17 protein-coding genes are annotated in these 16,445 nt (G+C 68.4%); 8 read left to right on the forward strand and 9 right to left on the reverse strand.

The features are described from left to right. Positions 1-136: 136 nt before the first annotated feature. The 7 genes from AB4Z10_RS20830 to proB all read right to left on the reverse strand — a co-directional run bounded on the left by AB4Z10_RS20830 (position 137) and on the right by proB (position 6,962). Positions 137-1,516 carry a S41 family peptidase gene (locus AB4Z10_RS20830; RefSeq protein WP_441472294.1) on the reverse strand — a complete coding sequence of 460 codons (1,380 nt, stop codon included), beginning with the start codon at positions 1,514-1,516 and terminating at the stop codon, positions 137-139. After that, complete coding sequence (locus AB4Z10_RS20835) at positions 1,516-2,880, reverse strand: murein hydrolase activator EnvC family protein (RefSeq protein ID WP_441472295.1); 1,365 nt, start codon at positions 2,878-2,880, stop codon at positions 1,516-1,518. The genes AB4Z10_RS20830 and AB4Z10_RS20835 overlap by 1 nt, the downstream gene beginning before the upstream one ends. Continuing rightward, a complete protein-coding gene (rlmH, locus tag AB4Z10_RS20840; protein WP_441472296.1) occupies positions 2,877-3,356 on the reverse strand; it encodes a 23S rRNA (pseudouridine(1915)-N(3))-methyltransferase RlmH in 480 nt (159 codons plus the stop codon). The genes AB4Z10_RS20835 and rlmH overlap by 4 nt, the downstream gene beginning before the upstream one ends. A 12-nt stretch (positions 3,357-3,368) precedes the next feature. After that, positions 3,369-3,779, reverse strand: coding sequence for a ribosome silencing factor (gene rsfS, locus AB4Z10_RS20845; RefSeq protein WP_441472412.1), 411 nt, complete (start codon positions 3,777-3,779; stop codon positions 3,369-3,371). 70 nt (positions 3,780-3,849) lie between these two features. Continuing rightward, positions 3,850-4,461: a nicotinate-nucleotide adenylyltransferase gene (locus AB4Z10_RS20850; RefSeq protein WP_441472297.1), complete on the reverse strand. Its 612-nt coding sequence runs from the start codon at positions 4,459-4,461 to the stop codon at positions 3,850-3,852. Positions 4,462-4,475: 14 nt separating this feature from the next. After that, a complete protein-coding gene (locus tag AB4Z10_RS20855; RefSeq protein ID WP_441472298.1) occupies positions 4,476-5,780 on the reverse strand; it encodes a glutamate-5-semialdehyde dehydrogenase in 1,305 nt (434 codons plus the stop codon). A 48-nt stretch (positions 5,781-5,828) separates the two neighbouring features. Then, the gene (gene proB, locus AB4Z10_RS20860; RefSeq protein WP_441472299.1) at positions 5,829-6,962 is read right to left on the reverse strand and encodes a glutamate 5-kinase; all 1,134 of its coding nucleotides are present in this window, start codon (positions 6,960-6,962) and stop codon (positions 5,829-5,831) included. A gap of 483 nt (positions 6,963-7,445) precedes the next feature. Here proB and rpsU point away from each other — a divergent pair, with 483 nt between their 5' ends. From rpsU to AB4Z10_RS20895, 7 genes are all read left to right on the forward strand, one after another. Then, entirely contained in the window at positions 7,446-7,709 is a 264-nt protein-coding gene (gene rpsU / locus AB4Z10_RS20865; protein WP_441472300.1) for a 30S ribosomal protein S21, read from the forward strand. An 85-nt stretch (positions 7,710-7,794) separates the two neighbouring features. Continuing rightward, entirely contained in the window at positions 7,795-8,169 is a 375-nt protein-coding gene (locus tag AB4Z10_RS20870; protein WP_441472301.1) for a DUF6481 family protein, read from the forward strand. Between the two features lie 381 nt (positions 8,170-8,550). Next, positions 8,551-9,111, forward strand: a complete 561-nt coding sequence (locus AB4Z10_RS20875; protein ID WP_441472302.1) for a sigma-70 family RNA polymerase sigma factor — start codon at positions 8,551-8,553, stop codon at positions 9,109-9,111. Positions 9,112-9,159: 48 nt separating this feature from the next. Then, positions 9,160-9,855, forward strand: coding sequence for an anti-sigma factor (locus AB4Z10_RS20880; protein ID WP_441472303.1), 696 nt, complete (start codon positions 9,160-9,162; stop codon positions 9,853-9,855). Between the two features lie 59 nt (positions 9,856-9,914). Next, the gene (locus AB4Z10_RS20885; RefSeq protein ID WP_441472304.1) at positions 9,915-11,363 is read left to right on the forward strand and encodes a S8 family serine peptidase; all 1,449 of its coding nucleotides are present in this window, start codon (positions 9,915-9,917) and stop codon (positions 11,361-11,363) included. Positions 11,364-11,584: 221 nt separating this feature from the next. Further along, complete coding sequence (locus AB4Z10_RS20890; protein WP_441472305.1) at positions 11,585-12,739, forward strand: glycosyltransferase; 1,155 nt, start codon at positions 11,585-11,587, stop codon at positions 12,737-12,739. Beyond that, positions 12,736-13,398 (forward strand): class I SAM-dependent methyltransferase, encoded by a 663-nt coding sequence (locus AB4Z10_RS20895; RefSeq protein ID WP_441472306.1) that lies wholly within the window; start codon positions 12,736-12,738, stop codon positions 13,396-13,398. Before AB4Z10_RS20890 ends, AB4Z10_RS20895 begins: the two co-directional genes overlap by 4 nt. Before the next feature lie 84 nt (positions 13,399-13,482). Here AB4Z10_RS20895 and AB4Z10_RS20900 read toward each other — a convergent pair whose 3' ends face one another. Then, positions 13,483-14,985: a methyl-accepting chemotaxis protein gene (locus AB4Z10_RS20900; protein ID WP_441472307.1), complete on the reverse strand. Its 1,503-nt coding sequence runs from the start codon at positions 14,983-14,985 to the stop codon at positions 13,483-13,485. A gap of 122 nt (positions 14,986-15,107) precedes the next feature. Continuing rightward, entirely contained in the window at positions 15,108-15,743 is a 636-nt protein-coding gene (locus AB4Z10_RS20905; RefSeq protein ID WP_441472308.1) for an LbetaH domain-containing protein, read from the reverse strand. Between AB4Z10_RS20905 and phnN the strand changes: the two genes are divergently transcribed. Beyond that, positions 15,742-16,341, forward strand: a complete 600-nt coding sequence (gene phnN / locus AB4Z10_RS20910) for a phosphonate metabolism protein/1,5-bisphosphokinase (PRPP-forming) PhnN (RefSeq protein ID WP_441472309.1) — start codon at positions 15,742-15,744, stop codon at positions 16,339-16,341. The genes AB4Z10_RS20905 and phnN overlap by 2 nt on opposite strands. Positions 16,342-16,445: the final 104 nt, after the last annotated feature.

Here is a 16,445-nt window from a genome sequence, read left to right on the forward strand (position 1 = left end):
GATTGAGCTCCGTCAGCGGCGTTCCGGCCAAGGTCAGCCGTCCTCAAGGTTGCGTCGCGGGCCCGAATCAGTGGCCCGCGCGCTAGTCTTGTCGCCTAAGCAGCCCGGCGTCGAGCCCGAAGGCTCTCCTGCGGGCTCAGTTCGGCTGCTTCGGGGCTTCCGGGGTGGCCGGCGCCGGGGCGGGCTCGGCGGCAGGCTTCTCGGAGGGCTTTTCGACCAGCTGGGCGGAATCCTTCTTGATGCCGCGGAGCTGGTTGAAGGCCGCGATCAGCTGGGTGTCCTTCGCCGGATCGTTCGGGACGTAGGAAGCGGAGCCGGACTGCTCCTCGCCCTCGCCGGCCTTGAGGTGGCCCTTGAGCGCGGCCTCGCCCTTGTTGTCGACGAGCTTGTCCTTGATCTCCTGCGGGATGTCCTGCTGGACCTCGATGTCCGGCGTGATGCCCTTGGCCTGGATCGAGTTGCCCGACGGCGTGTAGTAGCGCGCCGTGGTCAGGCGCAGGCCGCCATTCGAGCCGAGCGGGATCACGGTCTGCACCGAGCCCTTGCCGAAGGAGCGCGTGCCCATCACGACCGCGCGCTTGTGGTCCTGCAGCGCGCCGGCGACGATCTCCGCCGCCGAGGCGGAGGAGCCGTTGATCAGCACGACGAGCGGCTTGCCCTTGGTCAGATCGCCCGACTTGGCGTTGAAGACCTGGGTCTCCTCGGCGTTGCGGCCGCGGGTCGAGACGATCTTGCCGCGCTCGAGGAAGGCGTCGGAGACGAGCACGGACTGGTCGAGGCGCCCGCCGCGATTGTTGCGCAGGTCGATGACATAGCCCTTGAGCTTGTCCTGGCCGATCTCGGTCGAGAGCTTGTCGATGGCCTTGCGCAGGCCGTCATAGGTCTGCTCGGAGAAGGTGCCGATGCGGATATAGCCGATATCGCCCTCGACGCGCTCCTCGACCGCCGGCACGACGATGGTCGAGCGGGTCAGGGTGAACTCCAGCGGGTCGGTCTTGCCCGGGCGCTCGATCTTGAGCGTGACCTGGGTGTTGATCAGCCCGCGCATCTTCTCGACCGCCTGGGTGAGGGAAAGGCCCTTCACCTCGGTGCCGTCGATCTGGCGGATGATGTCGTTGGCGAGGATGCCGGCCTTGGATGCGGGCGTGTCCCGAATCGGCTTGGCCACCTTGAGGACGCCGTCCTCCATCGTCACCTCGATGCCGAGCCCGCCGAACTGGCCGCGCATGTCTGTGTCCATATCGCGGAACGCCTTGGCGTCGAGATAGGAGGAATGCGGGTCGAGCGAGGAGACCATGCCGTTGATGGCGGCCTCGATCAGCTTCTGCTCGTCGGGTTTGTCGACATAATCGGTGCGGATCTTCTCGAAGATGTCACCGAAGAGGTTCAGGCTGCGATAGACCTCGGCCGAAGCGGCCACCGCGCTGGTCGAGCTGAGCAGCCTGGTCTGAGTGGCGAGTCCGGTCAGGCCCGCGCCCATGATGGCGCCGGCGAGAACGAGGGAAACCTTGCGCATCATCCGCGAACCTTTTCGCCTTGCCATTTCGTCCACCACGGCGTCGGGTCGACCGAGACACCGTCTTTCCTGAATTCGATATAGAGGACCGGCTGCCCGGTTCCCACCCCTACTGTCGTCGCGGCAGCTTCCGATGTTTCGCCCATCGCCGCAACCGGCTCCCCCGCCAGGACGAACTGATTGAGCGCGACATCGATCCGCTGCATGCCCGCAAGCAAAATGTAGTATCCACCCCCTGCGTTCAGGATCAAGAGTTGCCCGAACGAACGGAACGGTCCCGCATACACCACCCAAGCGTCAGAAGGCGCCGAAACTAGGGCGCCTGGCCGGGTTTCCAGTGAAATTCCGCGGATTGTGCCGCCGGCGCCGTCAGGGTCGCCAAAACCACGCAATCGTGATCCTGCGACAGGCAGCGAGAGCAGGCCTTTGGCGTCGGAAAAGGCGATCTTGGGGGCCAGGCGCGCCGGGTCCTTGAAGGCGAGCGCCGTCATGCGCTCGCGCTGCTCGCGCGTTTCCTGCTCGATTGCCTGGCGCGCCGCCTCCGCTGCCCTGTTGGTGACGGAAATCTCCTTCTCGATCTTCTCGACGAAGTCGCGCATCGAGCGGGCCTGGCCGGCGAGCTCGTTGCCGAGTGCGCGCTGGGCTTCGACATCCTTGGCGGCGCTGGCTTCGCGGTCCCGCCGGGCCTCGATCAGCGACGCCAGGCGCTGGCGCTCGCCGACGAACTGCTCCATCTCCGTGCCGATCTTGAGCTTCTCGGTGGCGATGTTGTCGCGCAGCCGCACCAGCTCGCCTAGATCCGTAGCGAGAATTTCGATCTCCTGGCGCAGATCGGGCACGACGGCGCCGAGCAGCATCGAGGCGCGCACGGCTTCGAGGATGTCCTCTGGCCGTACGAGCACCGCAGGAGGCGGGGCCCGGCCGATGCGCTGCAAGGCGGCCAGCACCTCCGCGATCAGGCCGCGCCGGCCCTCGAGCGAGCGCCGGATGGCCGTCTCGCTGGATTGCAGCAGCGCGAGCCGCTTTTCCAACGCGCCCAGCCGCTCCTCGCCGGCCTGTGTCTTCGCGGTGGCGTCGAGCAGGGCCTTGTTGAGCGCGGCACGGTCGGCGCGGATCGCGGCGATTTCTTTTTCAAGGCTGGCGCGGGCTTCTGCGTTTCCGGCGAGGCGCTGCTCGATTGCCTTGAGTTCGGCTTCACGCTCCTGTTTCTCGACGAGCTTCTGCATCGCCTCCCGGGCCAGAGCCTCGGGATCGGCCGGCTTGGGCTGCGCAAGAGCAGCCCCGCCGAGCGAGACCGCCGCAAGCAGGGCAGCAGGGGCCAGACGGCGCAGCCCGGAGCGAATCAGCAGCGCGGCGAAGTTCATGCGCGATGATAGGGGTGCCCGGCGATGATCGTCATCGCCCGATAGAGTTGTTCCAGCACCAGCGCCCGCACGATCTGGTGCGGGATCGTCAGCGCGCCGAAGGCGAGTGTGATGTCGGCCTTGTCGCGAATATCCTCGCTCAAGCCGTCGGCGCCGCCGATGATGAGGCTGGCATGGCCGGTTCCGGCGTCGCGGGCGGCGGCGATGCGGCTGGCGAAGGCTTCGCTGCCGAGCTGGCGACCGCGCTCGTCGAGCGCGATCAGCAGGCCGGGCTGCGCCTTGGCGAGGATCGCCTGCGCTTCTTCGCGCTTGCGCTCCTCGGGGCGGCGGCCCCGGCTTTCGGCGATCTCGACGATGTCGGGCCCGCTCAGCCCGATGCCGCGGCCGAGCGCGACCCCGCGTTCACGATAGCGCTCGCAGAGCTCGCGTTCCGGCCCATCCTTGAGCCGGCCGACGGCGATGACCGCGAGCCGCATCTCTTGGCGTCGTCAGTTCGCGAGGCGTTCGTTCGGCCGGTCCGTGCCCCACATCTTCTCGAGATTGTAGAACTGGCGCACTTCGGGCCGGAAGACATGGACGATGATATCGCCGGTATCGATCAGCACCCAGTCGCAAGCTGGCATGCCCTCGACCTGCGGCGATGGCTTCCCTGCACTCTTGAGTGCCTCGACCAGGGCCTCGCTGATGGCGGCGACGTGGCGGTTGACGTTGCCGGACGCGATGATCATCGCGTCGGCCAGCGACGTCTTGCCAACGAGGTCGATCACCGTGATGTCCTCGGCTTTCATGTCTTCGAGGACATGTCGGGCAAGGGCGATGCTATCGGCGGAGGGATTGTCCGCGATAGCGGCCTGGGGAAGCGGCTTCGGCTCGGCCTCACCAAGGGTTTGACGGTTCAGTGACGTATCCTCTCAATTCAGATGCGCTCTCGGCGCGATGCAGCCAAAATAAGCCGGACGGCCGTGGAATTCAATCGCGGCCGGCCTGACGGCGCAGCATGGTGGAGGATAACGTCGAGCGCTTGCCGTGCAGGAAAACCCAGGCCGGAGGCCGGGTGCGCGGCAGACTCGCGGCCTGATTCTCCGGGATGCGCCAGCGCGACAGCCAGTTGGCGGCGGGCGAGGCCATGGCGCTGTGGGTCGAGCCCGGCCGGTCGATCACCGCAATCGGCATCATTCGGGCGATCGTCCGCCACTCGGCCCAGCGGTGGAAGCCGGCGAGATTGTCGGAGCCCATGATCCAGACGAAGTTGACGCCCGGGCAGCGCCGCTTCAGCGCGCGCAGCGTATCGGCGGTGTAGCGGGTGCGCAGCGTCGCCTCGATGCCGGTGACGTTGATGCGGGCATGGGCGGCGATATCGCGCGCCTGCCGCAGGCGCTCGCCGAGCGGCGGCAGTTTCGCATTGTCCTTCAGCGGGTTGCCGGGGGTGACCAGCCACCAGATGCGGTCGAGCTGCAGGCGGCGCAGCGCCGTCAAGCTCGCCAGCCTGTGGCCGTCATGGGCGGGGTTGAAGCTGCCGCCGAACAGGCCGATACACAGGCCCGGCGCATGGGGCGGCAGGCGCAGATGCTCGCTCGTCATCCGTGCTGCACGGCTCAGGGGCGCGTCTGGCCCGCGCCATGGACGCGGTACTTGAACGAGCAGAGCTGCTCGACCCCAACGGGGCCGCGCGCATGCATCCGGCCGGTGGCGATGCCGATCTCGGCGCCGAAGCCGAACTCGCCGCCATCGGCGAACTGGGTCGAGGCATTGTGGACGACGATCGCGGAATCGACCTCAGCCAGGAAGCGGGCGGCGGCGGCCGCGTCGGCCGTGACGATCGCATCGGTGTGATGCGAGCCGTAGCGCTCGATATGGTCGATTGCGGCGTCGAGCCCCGGCACGACCTTCGCCGCGATGATCGTGTCGAGATATTCCGTCGACCAGTCTTCCTCGCTGGCGGGCGTCACGCGCGCATCGACGGCCTGTACTGCCGCATCGCCGCGCACGGCGCAGCCGGCATCGAGCAGGGCGGCGACAAGCGGGGCGAGATGGGTCGCGGCGCAGGCCTCGTCGACGAGCAGCGTCTCGGCTGCGCCGCAGACGCCGGTACGGCGCAGCTTGGCGTTGAGCAGGATCTCGCGCGCCATGGCGAGATCGGCCTTGGCATCGACATAGACATGGCAGTTGCCGTCGAGATGGGCGAAGACGGGCACGCGCGCCTCGCTCTGGACGCGGGCGACGAGGCTTTTCCCGCCGCGCGGAACGACGACGTCGACATTGCCGCTGAGGCCCGCGAGGATTTCGCCCACGGCGGCGCGGTCACGCGTCGGCACGAGCTGGATCGCATCGCCCGGCAGGCCGGCGGCTTCCAGCCCCTCGCGCATCGCCGCGGCGATCTCGGTCGAGGAGCGGAAGGAGTCGGAGCCCGCGCGCAGGATCGCGGCATTGCCGCTCTTCAGGCAGAGCGCGCCGGCATCGGCCGTGACGTTGGGGCGGCTCTCGAAGATCACGGCGATGACGCCGAGCGGCGTGGCGACGCGTTCGAAGCGCAGGCCGTTCGGGCGGGTCCATTCCGCCAGCACGCGGCCGAGCGGGTCGGGCAGGTCGGCAACCTCCGCGACGGCGTCGGCGATGGCGGCGATGCGCTTCTCGTCGAGGGCGAGGCGGTCCATGAATGAGGCGCTGAGACCTGCCGCCTTGCCGTCGGCGAGATCCTGCGCATTGGCGGCGAGAATGCGGGCGCTGCGGGCACGCAGCGCATCGGCCATGGCGATCAAAGCGGCGTTGCGCTGCTCGGTTGGGCTGAGCGCGACCTTGCGTGCGGCGGCGCGGGCACGCCGGCCTACCTCATGCATCACGAGCCGGACATCGCCGTTCTCGTTTGTCGCGATGATGCGCAATGCGCTGTCGCCCGTCATCTCACCCAGCCCAAAAACCCGCCGGCAAAAGCCGGCCCGGAAGAAAGCTTAGCCTAGCCCGAGCGCCATGTCGTCCCGGTGGATCATCTCGGCGCGGCCGGGGTAGCCGAGCACGCTTTCGATGTCGCGCGAGGCCTTGCCGAGAACGAGCGCGGCTTCGCTCGCATCATAGGCGACGAGACCGCGCCCGAGCAGCTGCCCGTCGGGGTCGCGGATCAGCACGGCATCGCCGCGCGCGAACTCGCCTTCGATGCGGCTGACGCCGACCGGCAGCAGACTCGCGCCGCCGCGTAGCGCGCGGGCCGCACCGGCATCGACATGCAGCGTGCCGCGCGGCTCCAGCGTGCCGGCGATCCAGGTCTTGCGCGCGGTGGCGGGTGTCGAGCCGGAGAGGAACCAGGTGCAGCGCCCGCCGGCAGCCACGCTCGCCAGCGGATTCTTGGCTCGCCCATCGGCGATCAGCATGTGTGTGCCGCCGGCGGCGGCGATCTTGCCGGCCTCGATCTTCGTGCGCATGCCGCCGCGCGAGAGTTCGGAAGCCGCCCCGCCGGCCATGGCGTCGATTTCTGGCGTGATCTTCTCGACGACGGGGATGTGCTGGGCGGACGGGTCCTTGGCAGGTGGCGCGGTATAGAGTCCGTCGATGTCGGAGAACAGCACCAGCAGGTCGGCGCCGGCCATGGTCGCGACGCGCGCGGCGAGCCGGTCATTGTCGCCATAGCGGATTTCGGTGGTGGCGACGGTGTCGTTCTCGTTGATGACGGGGATGGCGCGCAGGTCGAGCAGGCGCCCGAGCGTCGCGCGCGCGTTGAGATAGCGGCGTCGCTGCTCGGTATCGGCCAGCGTCAGCAGGATCTGTCCGGCGGTGAGCCCATGGGCGGCCAGCGCCTCGGCCCAGTTGCGGGCGAGCGCGATCTGCCCGACGGCGGCGGCGGCCTGGCTTTCCTCCAGCCGCAGCGGGCCCGAGGGCAGGTTGAGCACGGTGCGCCCGAGCGCGATCGCGCCGGAGGAGACGACGAGGACGTCAGCGCCGCGTTGGTGCAGTTCGGCGAGGTCTTCTGCGAGGGCGGCGAGCCAGGCATGGCGCAGCCGGCCGCGAGCCCGGTCGACCAGCAGGCTGGAGCCGACCTTCACGACGATGCGGCGGAAATCGGAAAGCGAAGGCGTCTTCACGGGACACACGATCTGTTGCAGCGAGCCTCCTGCCTGTTGGGGAAAACCGGGCGATTGTAAAGCGGTGGGACCATCGGGGCCGGCGTGCTCCGCGTGCATTGGATCGCCGCGCGCCCTATCGGACGCGATAGCGGTGATCTATCTATTTCGTACTGCATCGGATTTTTCCGAAAAGGGGAATCCACTTCTCGGTTCGATGCCGTAGCGGCCGATCCCGTTGAAAAACGGCCCCGTCAGGCCCATATCGAGTGTCTGCCGGCCGCGCCGTTCCGCTCCGACCCCTCGCCTCGCGAGCCTTCGGAGACATGCGCGGTTACTGACTCACGACAGGATAGTCCATTCCCGCGGCCCGCCACAGGAATGTACCGGAGCATCGGACCGAGAAGTGGATTCCACTTTTCGGACGAATCCTATGCTTCACCAATGCGATTGATCGCCACTTCGCGCCGGGATCGGCGCGCGGCGATCGATCAACCGCAGAGAGGAGCTTCGATGCAGGTTCTCGTTCGCGACAACAACATCGATCAGGCCTTGCGCGTGCTGAAGCGGAAACTTCAGCGTGAAGGCATCATGCGCGAAGTGAAACGGCATACGGCCTATGAGAAGCCCTCGGAGCGCCGCATCCGCGAGAAGGCCACTGCCGTGCGCCGGGCCCGCAAGGCGGCCCTCAAGCAGGCGCGCCACGAAGGGCTGATCGCGGCGCCACGCCCGAAAAGCCGCCCGCTCCGCGCTGGAAGCGGGGGTGCCGCGCGTTGATTTCGATACCAAATTGGCTCGATCTGGCTTAAGGCGCCCGCGCGGGCCGAGAAACAACCCGTAACAACCCGAGAGAAGATCACCCTTGAAGAACCCGAACGACCGCAGCTTCACCGACCGTCAGGCCAATTCCGCCAAAGCCAAGCAGGCGCTGCTTGAGCGTTTCAAGGCACGGCCCAAGGTCGATGACCCGGTCATGGTGCAGCGACGCGAGGAGCGGGAAGCCATCGCTCAGGCTCGCGCCGAGCGCGAAGCCGAGAAGGCGAAGATCCGGGCCGAGAAGGAGCGCCTCGAGGCGCTCGAGCGCGCGCGGATTGAAGAAGAGAAGCGCCAGGAAGAGATCGCCCGCGAAGCCGCCCGCAAGGCGGAGCAGGCCAAGCGTGATGCCGAGCGTCCGCGCAAGGTGCTGCTGGAAGCGGTCCAGTACATGCAGATGCGCACGGCCGGCAAACGCCGCTAGGTCGCCGCGCGTCCTGCCGGACGCGATAACGGTGATCTGTGGATCTGTCATCGCATCGGATTTTCCGAAGAGTGGATTCCTCTTTTCGGTCCGGTGCCGTCGTGCACTTTGCGCTTGGCTGATGTCAGCCGGGCGCCAAGAATTCGCGCATGTCATCAATGCGATCTGGGGCGCCGCGGGCGCCCCTTTTCATATCCGCTTAACCGCGCCGCGGTTCGACAGCCCTGTATTGGCTGGTTTACGGGCAAAAAAGCGCGTCCTTTCCCCTGATGACCTATCGGCAAATCCGTTCGCGCAGATTAATGTGCGCCCGGGTTGAACCTTTTCCCCGCTCGCCGCGACGAATGGGTGCGAGCCGGGATGCCTGGCCTTCGAGGGGCAATGCATACGGAATCGGACGAGGATCTCGTCAAACGGATCGCCTCGGGCGATCGGCTCGCGATGAAGGTGCTGTTTTCACGGCATCAGGTGCGGGTCTACCGTTTCGTGCTGCGGCTCGTCCGCGACGAGACGCTTGCCGAGGATGTGATCAGTGACGTGTTCATGGATCTCTGGCGACAGGCGGATCGCTTCGAGGCGCGCGCCTCGGTCTCGACCTGGCTGCTCGCCATCGCCCGGAACAAGGCGTGGTCGCTCCTGCGGAAGCGCCGCGATGCCGAGCTCGACGAGGATTATGCGGGCAGCATCGAGGACGAATCTGACGGCCCCGAGATCGTGCTCCAGAAGCAGGACAAGGGCCTTGCGATCCGTGCCTGCCTCGAACGCCTTTCTGCCGAGCACCGCGAGGTCGTCGATCTCGTCTATTACCACGAGACCTCCCTCGAGGAGGTCGCGCGGATCGTCGGCATTCCCGAGAACACCGTCAAGACACGGCTTTTCCACGCCCGCAAGAAGCTGGGCGAGATGCTCAAGGCTGCCGGCATCGACCGTGGCTGGCCCTGAGGCGTTGACGTTTATGAAGTGCGGCCGAGCCGCCGGAGGAGTGGCGTGATGACCGACAGCATCGCAAGCGATCCGAAGCGCCGCGAGCTCGAGGAGCTGCTGCCCTTCTTTGCCAATGGCCGCATCTCGGACGCCGACAAGCGCCGCGTCGAAGCCGCGCTCGCCGGCGACGCCGAGCTCGCCGCCCGGCTCGACATCATCCGCGACGACATGGCCGAGACGGTTCTGCTCAACGAGAGCCTCGGCGCCCCGTCGCACCGTGCCCTCGAAAAGCTGATGGCGGAGATCGACACGGCCCCCCATCAGGCGCCGCTGCTGACGCGGGCGACCGACAGCATGGGCCGCGGCTTCCTTGGCTGGCTCGGTGGCCTGCTGGCGGCGCAGCCGCCGCGCCGGCTCGCCTATGCCAGCGCGGCCGCCATCGCGCTGATTGCGCTGCAGGGCGTCGCCATCACCGGACTTGCGCTGCACGATGGGGGTGCCGGCTACCAGACGGCTTCGGCGCCGGGCTCGCGGGCTTCCGAGCGCTATGTCCTGCTGAGCTTCGCTCCGGAGGCGAAGGCCGGCGAGATCGCCGCCTTCTTCAAGCGTTTCGACGCCTCGGTCGTCGACGGGCCGCGCGCCAACGGCTTCTTCAAGGTGCGGGTCGGAGATGCCTCGCTGTCGGCTGCCCAGGTCGATGCGATCGCGACGCGGATGAAGAGCGAGAGCGCGATCGTCAGCTTCGTCGCGCCCGCGCCGTGATGCTCTGGCGCCTCTCGCGGGCGCCATGGCATGATGTTCTGCGGCAGGAGGGCCAGGCCATGCTGCGATCCGGTTTCACGAGCAGGACGGTGCTGACGCGGTGCCTGGCGGGTGCCGCATTGCTCGCATGGGTGGTCGCGTTGGCTCCCGCCACCGCTCTCGCCCAGGCTCCCGCCATCGCCCCCCAGCAGCCCGCCGCCAGTGGGCCCAACCGTTCCATGCGCGTGCCTCCGGGGTCGTGGATGCGCCAGCAGCGCGCCATCGTCCCGGCGCCGGAGGAGACTCGTTTCGTCCCGGACGAGGTGCTGTTCGAGCTAGCTCCCAACGCCGAGGCCGACGTCGTGCTGCGTCGCTACGGCGCGACCCTGATCGCCCGCCAGCGCTTCGAGTTGGCCAACGTCACCATCATCCGCGCCAAGCTCGAAGCCGGCCGCGACCTCCGGGCCGTGCTGACCCAGATGGGCGACGACAGCAGCATCGCCGGCGCCCAGCCCAACTTCCTGTATGAGCTGCAGCAGGGTGCCTCGGCCGGGCCCGGCGCCACGAACGCTTCGACCGCGCCGACGACGGCGTCTTCCGATGCCAGCGGACCGCCGGTTCCGGGCCTGCGGCTCGGGGATCCCGCGACGGCGGCGCGCGGCACTGCCGCGGTCCGGCGCGTGCTGCCGCCGCAATACGTCGTCGACAAGCTGCGCCTCGGCGAAGCCCGCAAGCTCGCGCTCGGGCGCGGCATCCGCGTCGGCATGATCGATTCCGGCGTGGACATGGAGCACCCCGAGATCAGCGGCTCGGTCCTCGCCTATCTCGATGCCGTCGATGGGCTGGCGACTCCGCACGCGCACGGCACCTCCATGGCGACGGCGATCGTCGCGCATGGCGAGTTGCAGGGCGTCGCGCCGGGCGCCCGGCTGATCGTCGCCCGCGCCTTCGGCGGCCCGCAGGCGAGCTCGGCGAACGGCAAGTCCTTCCAGATCCTGACGGCGCTGGAGTGGGTGGTTCAGCAGCGGGCGAAGGTGGTCAATCTCAGCTTCGCCGGGCCGCAGGACCGCCTGCTGTCCAAGGCGCTCGCCGGGGCGAAGGAGCGCGGTGTCATCGCGGTGGCGGCCGCCGGCAACGGCGGCATCCGCTCGGCACCGCTCTATCCCGGCGCCGACCCGAGCGTCATCGCCGTGACCGCGACCGATGCCGACGACAAGATCTTCATCGATGCCAACCGCGGCAGTTACGTTGCCGTTGCGGCGCCCGGCGTGGACGTGCTGACGGCGGAGCCCGCGGGCCGATACGCCTTCACCTCGGGCACCTCGATCGCGGCCGCCCATGTCTCCGGGCTCATCGCGCTGCTGCTGGAGAAGCAGCCGGAACTCGACCCCGACAGCGCCCGCCGCATCCTCGGCGAGAGCGCGACCGACCTCGGCTCCAAGGGGCGCGACCCGGTCTTCGGCGCCGGGCGGATCGATCCCGCGGCGGCGCTGGCGCGCGTCCTGCCGGTCGCGACGGCGCGGCCCTGATCCGCGTCCTTCCGATCCCGTGCTCTCGTCTCCAGCCCTCATCCTGAGGAGCCGCGACAGCGGCGTCTCGAAGGATGCTTCAGGAGGCTCCCGTGCCCTCTGGACCATCCTTCGAGATGCAAGCTTCACTTGCTCCTCAGGATGGGGGACCGGAAGTGTCCGAAAGGACTCTGAGCCATCGGCGCTCTTGACCTGCGCCGCCGCATCGGCCTGATGGCGCGATGCCGCGCCCCAAACTCCTCTTCGTCGCCACCGAGGACTGGTTCTTCGCCTCGCATTTCCTGCCGATGGCGCGGGCGGCGCGCGAGCTTGGCCTCGACGTTGCCGTCATCGCCCGCGAACGCAGCCATCGGCGCGTGATCGAAGCGACCGGGGCGCGGCTGATCGCGTTGGAGGCGGAGCGGCGCAGCCTCGATCCGCGTGCGCTGGTCAAGCAGATCGCTGCGCTGAGGCGGCTGATCGCGGCGGAAAAGCCCGACGTCCTGCATTGCATCGCGCTGAAGCCGATCGCGCTCGCCGGTCTGGCCGGCAAGCTCGCCGGCATCGACCGACGTGTCTATGCCTTGACCGGCCTCGGCTTCCTCGGCGCAAAGCAAGGGGCCTTGGCCGCTGCGGCGCGCTTCGCCGCGATCGCCTGGCTGCGCGGCGCGATCGACGGCCGGCAGGTGCGCTTCCTCTTCGAGAACCCGGACGATCCGGTTACGCTCGGGCTCGATCCGCACGATGCCGGCAAGGTCGCGATCGTCGGCGGGGCCGGAGTCGATCCGCTGATTCTGATGCCGTCGCCGATGCCGCCTGCGCCGCCGCTCAAGGTCGCGCTGGTGGCGCGCATGCTCTGGTCCAAGGGCGTCGATCTCGCGGTCGAGGCGGTGAGGCTCGCCCGTGCCGAGGGGACGAAGGTCGAGCTCACCATCCATGGGGCGCCTGATCCGTCGAATCCGAAGGCGATCCCCGAGGCGACATTGAAGGAATGGGCCGCGCGGCCCGGCATCAACTGGGCCGGCCCGACGCGGGATGTCGAGGCGGTCTGGAAGGCGCATCATCTCTGCATCCTGCCCTCGCGCGGCGGCGAAGGCTTGCCGCGCACCATTCTGGAAGCCGCATCATGCGGCCGGCCGATCCTGACGACCGATGTGCCGGGCTGCCGCAGCTTCGTCCGCGAGGGACAGGATGGCATGGTCGTGCCGGCCGACGACGCCGCGGCGCTGGCCAAGGCGTTGACCGTCTTCGCCCGGGCGCCGGGCCTCGCGGAGCGGATGGGGGCGAATGCCCGTGCCCGCCTGCTCGACGGCCATACCGAGCGCGACGTGATGAATGCCGTGAAAGCGCTCTACCAGGGGCTTCTCGCCGCGCCTGCGACGGAGAAGGTCGCATGAGCGAGGCAGGGTCGAAGCTCGATCGGGAGGGCTTCATCCGCGCGCATACGCGGCTGCTGCCGGTGCCGCATGCCGCTGAGATCGCCCTGCATGTCGCGCAGGAAGCGACCGAGCTTTGGCAGAAGACCGAGGAGGAGCTTGCCGTCATCGGCCTGCCGCCACCGTTCTGGGCTTTTGCCTGGGCCGGGGGACAGGCGCTGGCACGCTACCTGCTCGATCACCCGCAGATCGTGGCGGGACGGCGCGTCCTCGATTTCGCCTCCGGCTCCGGACTGGTTGCGATCGCTGCCGCAAAGTCGGGGGCGGCGCGGGTCGAAGCCTGCGATATCGATGCCTTCGCGGTCGCTGCGATCGGCATCAATGCAGTGGCCAACGGCGTCCCCGTGACGGCGCGGGCCGACGACCTCGTCGGCCGCGACGAGGGCTGGGAGGTCGTCTGTGCCGGCGACGTCTGCTACGAGCGCGACATGGCCGAGCGCGTCATCGCCTGGCTCTCGGCCCTGTCCGCCCGCGGCGCGACGGTGCTGATCGGTGATCCCGGCCGCAGCTATCTGCCGAAGGGACGTCTGGAGACGGTCGCAACCTACGAAGTGCCGGTGACGCGCGCGCTGGAGGACGCCGAGATCAAGCGCAGCTCGGTCTGGCGCCTCGTGGGCTAGCGCGCTTTCCGTTCGGCTGGGATCAGCCGAACGAAGAGAATTCGCGCACAATCAATAAGCGGAGCTTGCGCCGAGGCGCGGCGCTCAGGCCGCGCTGCGCCGCCCTGTTTGAGGCCGCGGCTCCGTCCGGAAGGCGGCGACGAGCCGATTGAGCTGGTCGATCTGGTCGAGCAGGGTGCGCGCGGAGGCGGCGCTCTGCTCAGCCAGCGCCGCGTTCTGCTGCGTGATCTCGTCCATATGGCTGACGGTCTGGCTCATCTCGTCGATGCCGTTGGCCTGTTCGCCGGCGGCGGAGGCGATTTCCTCGACCGTGCTCGACACCTTTGCGGAGGCGGAAACGATCCGGTCGAGTGTCTGGCCGGCCTGCCGCACCAGCTTGACCCCTTCGGCCACCTCCGCGTCGGAGGAGGCGATCAGGCTGGTGATGTCCTTGGCAGCGTCGGCGGAGCGCTGGGCCAGCGACCGCACCTCGGCAGCGACGACGGCGAAGCCACGGCCGGCCTCGCCGGCGCGCGCCGCCTCGACCGCGGCGTTCAGCGCGAGCAGATTGGTCTGGAAAGCGATGCCGTCGATGACGTCGGTGATCTCGGAGATCCGCTTCGAGGCGCCCTCGATCCGGGCCATCGCGTCGACCGCGTCCTTGACGATGTCGCCGCCGGTGCGGGCGACATTGGCGGCCTCGTCGGCGAGCGCGACGGATTCGCGCGAGGCCTGCGAGGAGGTCTTGACCGAAGCCGCGAGTTGCTCGGTCGTCGCGGCGCTTTCCTCGAGCGCGGAAGCCTGCTGCTCGGTGCGCATCGACAGGTCCTGCGCGCCGCTGTTGATTTCCTGCGAGGAGGCCGCGATCGCGACCGAGGTCGCCTTGATCGTCGCGGCCATCTCCTGGAGACGCGCCATCGCCGCATTGAAGTGCTCGCGGATCTGGCCATATTCGGCCGGGATCTCGGTGCTCATGCGATGGGTCAGGTCGCCCTCGGCGAGCGCGGCCATGCTCTTGCTGACGCAGGCGATCGCCAGGTCGCGCTCGGCCGTCTTGGCCTGCTCGATGGCGTGCGCCTCGGCTTCGGCCTTGAGGCGAGCTTCTTCCGAAGCCTCGAGATAGACGGTGATGGCATAGTCCATGTCGAGCAGCGCCGCCTTGACGATGGCGCCGACCTCAGCAGCGCGCTCCTCGGCGCCTGACATGCGCCGGCCGAGCGCGTTCTTCGGCCAGCGCGCTTCCAGGATGCTGGCGAGCATCTTCTCGAGGATCAGCGCGTAGCCACCGATGTACCAGCGTGGTTCGAGGCCGATCCGGGCATGGACCTTGCCGACGCGGGTGACGGCGTTGACGTAGTTCTCGTCGAAGCTTCCGGTGGCGATCCCGCCCCAATGCTGAACCTGGCGCTGCTTGGCGGCCTCGATATGCTCTTCGCTGCTGAAGAAGCTCCGGGTCTCGGGAAACTCGCGGAGCTTGGAATAGAAGGCGTCGAGCGCCCCCGGAATCGCTGCCCCCAACGCCTCGCGCGCGTCCCGGATATGGCCCTGCGCTGCGCTGTCGAGGCCGATGAACGCCAGCCGCCTGGCGAGGTGATCCGATGCGGACATGAAGCCGAAATTCCCAACTGTGGCCCGTGACGATCCGAACCTTCCGGCTGTCTCGCCGATCGAGGTTAACAGCCGATGAGGGAGCCCGCTGATCTCGGTCAATCCGGTTGCGGCCGGATGTCTCAGGCGCCTTGCTTCAGGGCTTCGTAGGTGTCGAGGAACGCCTCCACCGGCAGATGGCGGAAATCGTCCAGCGCGCCGCGCAGCTGGGCATGGTCCCAGTCCCACCAGGCCAGCGCTTGCAGCCGCTCGGCGACATCTTCGGAAAAGCGCTGCCGGACCGGCCGGGCCGGATTGCCGGCGACGATGGTGTAGGGAGCGACGTCCTTGGTGACGACGGCGCCGCCCGCGACCACGGCGCCGGTACCGATGTTACGGCCGGCCAGTACGATCGCGCCATGGCCGATCCAGACGTCGTGGCCGATCGTCACCGCATGCGCCCGGCGCCAGTCGAAGAAAGCGGCGTCGTCCTGCGCGTCCTCGAAATAGGCTGAGGCGCGATAGGTGAAATGCGACTGGCTCGCCCGCTGCATCGGATGGTTGCCCGGATTGATCCGCGTCATCGCCGCGATCGAGCAGAATTTTCCGATCGTCGTGTAAATGACATTCGCGTCGTTCACGACATAGGAGTAGTCACCCATCGTCGACTCGACGAAGACGGTGCGCGCGCCGATCTCGGTGTAGCGCCCGAGCGTCGCCTGCCTCACCTGCGCGGTCGGGTCGATCACCGCCTCGAGTCCCAGCTTCTTCGCAGCCATGTCCTTGCACTCTCCTGATCTTGCGGCGCCCGTTTCAGCAGCGGGCGCGCTCGTCCTCGTGGTCGGGCCTTCCGGGGCGGGGAAGGACACCTTGATGGATGCGGGCCGGGCCGGGCTCGCCTGCGACCCGCGCTTCCGCTTCGCCCGCCGGCTGATCACGCGTCAGGCCATGGCCGGCGCCGAGGATCACGATTCCTGTGACGAGGCGGCCTTTCGGGAGGCCGAGGCCAGCGGCAAGCTCGCGCTGAGCTGGCGGGCGCATGGTCTGAGCTACGGCATCCCGGCGGCGGAGCTTGCAGGCATCGCCGAGGGCGCTGTGGTGATCGTCAACATATCCCGCGCGGTCATCGCGGCGGCCGAGCGGCTGGCGGAGCGCGTGGTGGTGCTCAACATCACCGCCCCGGTGCCGGTGCTGGCACAGCGGCTCGCTGCGCGCGGGCGCGAGAGCGAGGCCGATATCGCGGCGCGGCTGAAGCGCGAGGCGCCGCTGACGGCGGAACGTGCCGAGATCGTCACGATCATGAACGATCGCAGCGTCGTCGAGGCGGCCGAAGAGCTGCTCGCCGTTTTGCGCGGGCTGGGCCGTCTGCCGGCTTAGCGCCCGAACCGGGGCGTCCTTGCGAGCGCAGCGAAGCAATCCAGGAGGACAGGGTGACATGTCCAGCCCGGCCCTCCTGGATTGCTTCGTCGCTGCCGCTCCTC

Origin of the sequence: Allobosea sp. RAF48, from assembly GCF_052114025.1 — a bacterium.
Taxonomy (GTDB): domain Bacteria; phylum Pseudomonadota; class Alphaproteobacteria; order Rhizobiales; family Beijerinckiaceae; genus Allobosea.

Bases quoted from the DNA above. Each gene is read 5' to 3' on its own strand.
- AB4Z10_RS20830 (WP_441472294.1), bottom strand. From the start codon at position 1,516: ATGCGCAAGGTTTCCCTCGTTCTCGCCGGCGCCATCATGGGCGCGGGC.
- AB4Z10_RS20835 (WP_441472295.1), bottom strand. From the start codon at position 2,880: ATGAACTTCGCCGCGCTGCTGATTCGCTCCGGGCTGCGCCGTCTGGCC.
- rlmH (WP_441472296.1), bottom strand. From the start codon at position 3,356: ATGCGGCTCGCGGTCATCGCCGTCGGCCGGCTCAAGGATGGGCCGGAA.
- AB4Z10_RS20850 (WP_441472297.1), bottom strand. From the start codon at position 4,461: ATGACGAGCGAGCATCTGCGCCTGCCGCCCCATGCGCCGGGCCTGTGT.
- AB4Z10_RS20855 (WP_441472298.1), bottom strand. From the start codon at position 5,780: ATGACGGGCGACAGCGCATTGCGCATCATCGCGACAAACGAGAACGGC.
- rpsU (WP_441472300.1), top strand. From the start codon at position 7,446: ATGCAGGTTCTCGTTCGCGACAACAACATCGATCAGGCCTTGCGCGTG.
- AB4Z10_RS20875 (WP_441472302.1), top strand. From the start codon at position 8,551: ATGCATACGGAATCGGACGAGGATCTCGTCAAACGGATCGCCTCGGGC.
- AB4Z10_RS20880 (WP_441472303.1), top strand. From the start codon at position 9,160: ATGACCGACAGCATCGCAAGCGATCCGAAGCGCCGCGAGCTCGAGGAG.
- AB4Z10_RS20885 (WP_441472304.1), top strand. From the start codon at position 9,915: ATGCTGCGATCCGGTTTCACGAGCAGGACGGTGCTGACGCGGTGCCTG.
- AB4Z10_RS20890 (WP_441472305.1), top strand. From the start codon at position 11,585: ATGCCGCGCCCCAAACTCCTCTTCGTCGCCACCGAGGACTGGTTCTTC.
- AB4Z10_RS20895 (WP_441472306.1), top strand. From the start codon at position 12,736: ATGAGCGAGGCAGGGTCGAAGCTCGATCGGGAGGGCTTCATCCGCGCG.
- AB4Z10_RS20900 (WP_441472307.1), bottom strand. From the start codon at position 14,985: ATGTCCGCATCGGATCACCTCGCCAGGCGGCTGGCGTTCATCGGCCTC.
- phnN (WP_441472309.1), top strand. From the start codon at position 15,742: ATGTCCTTGCACTCTCCTGATCTTGCGGCGCCCGTTTCAGCAGCGGGC.
- AB4Z10_RS20905 (WP_441472308.1), bottom strand. From the start codon at position 15,743: ATGGCTGCGAAGAAGCTGGGACTCGAGGCGGTGATCGACCCGACCGCG.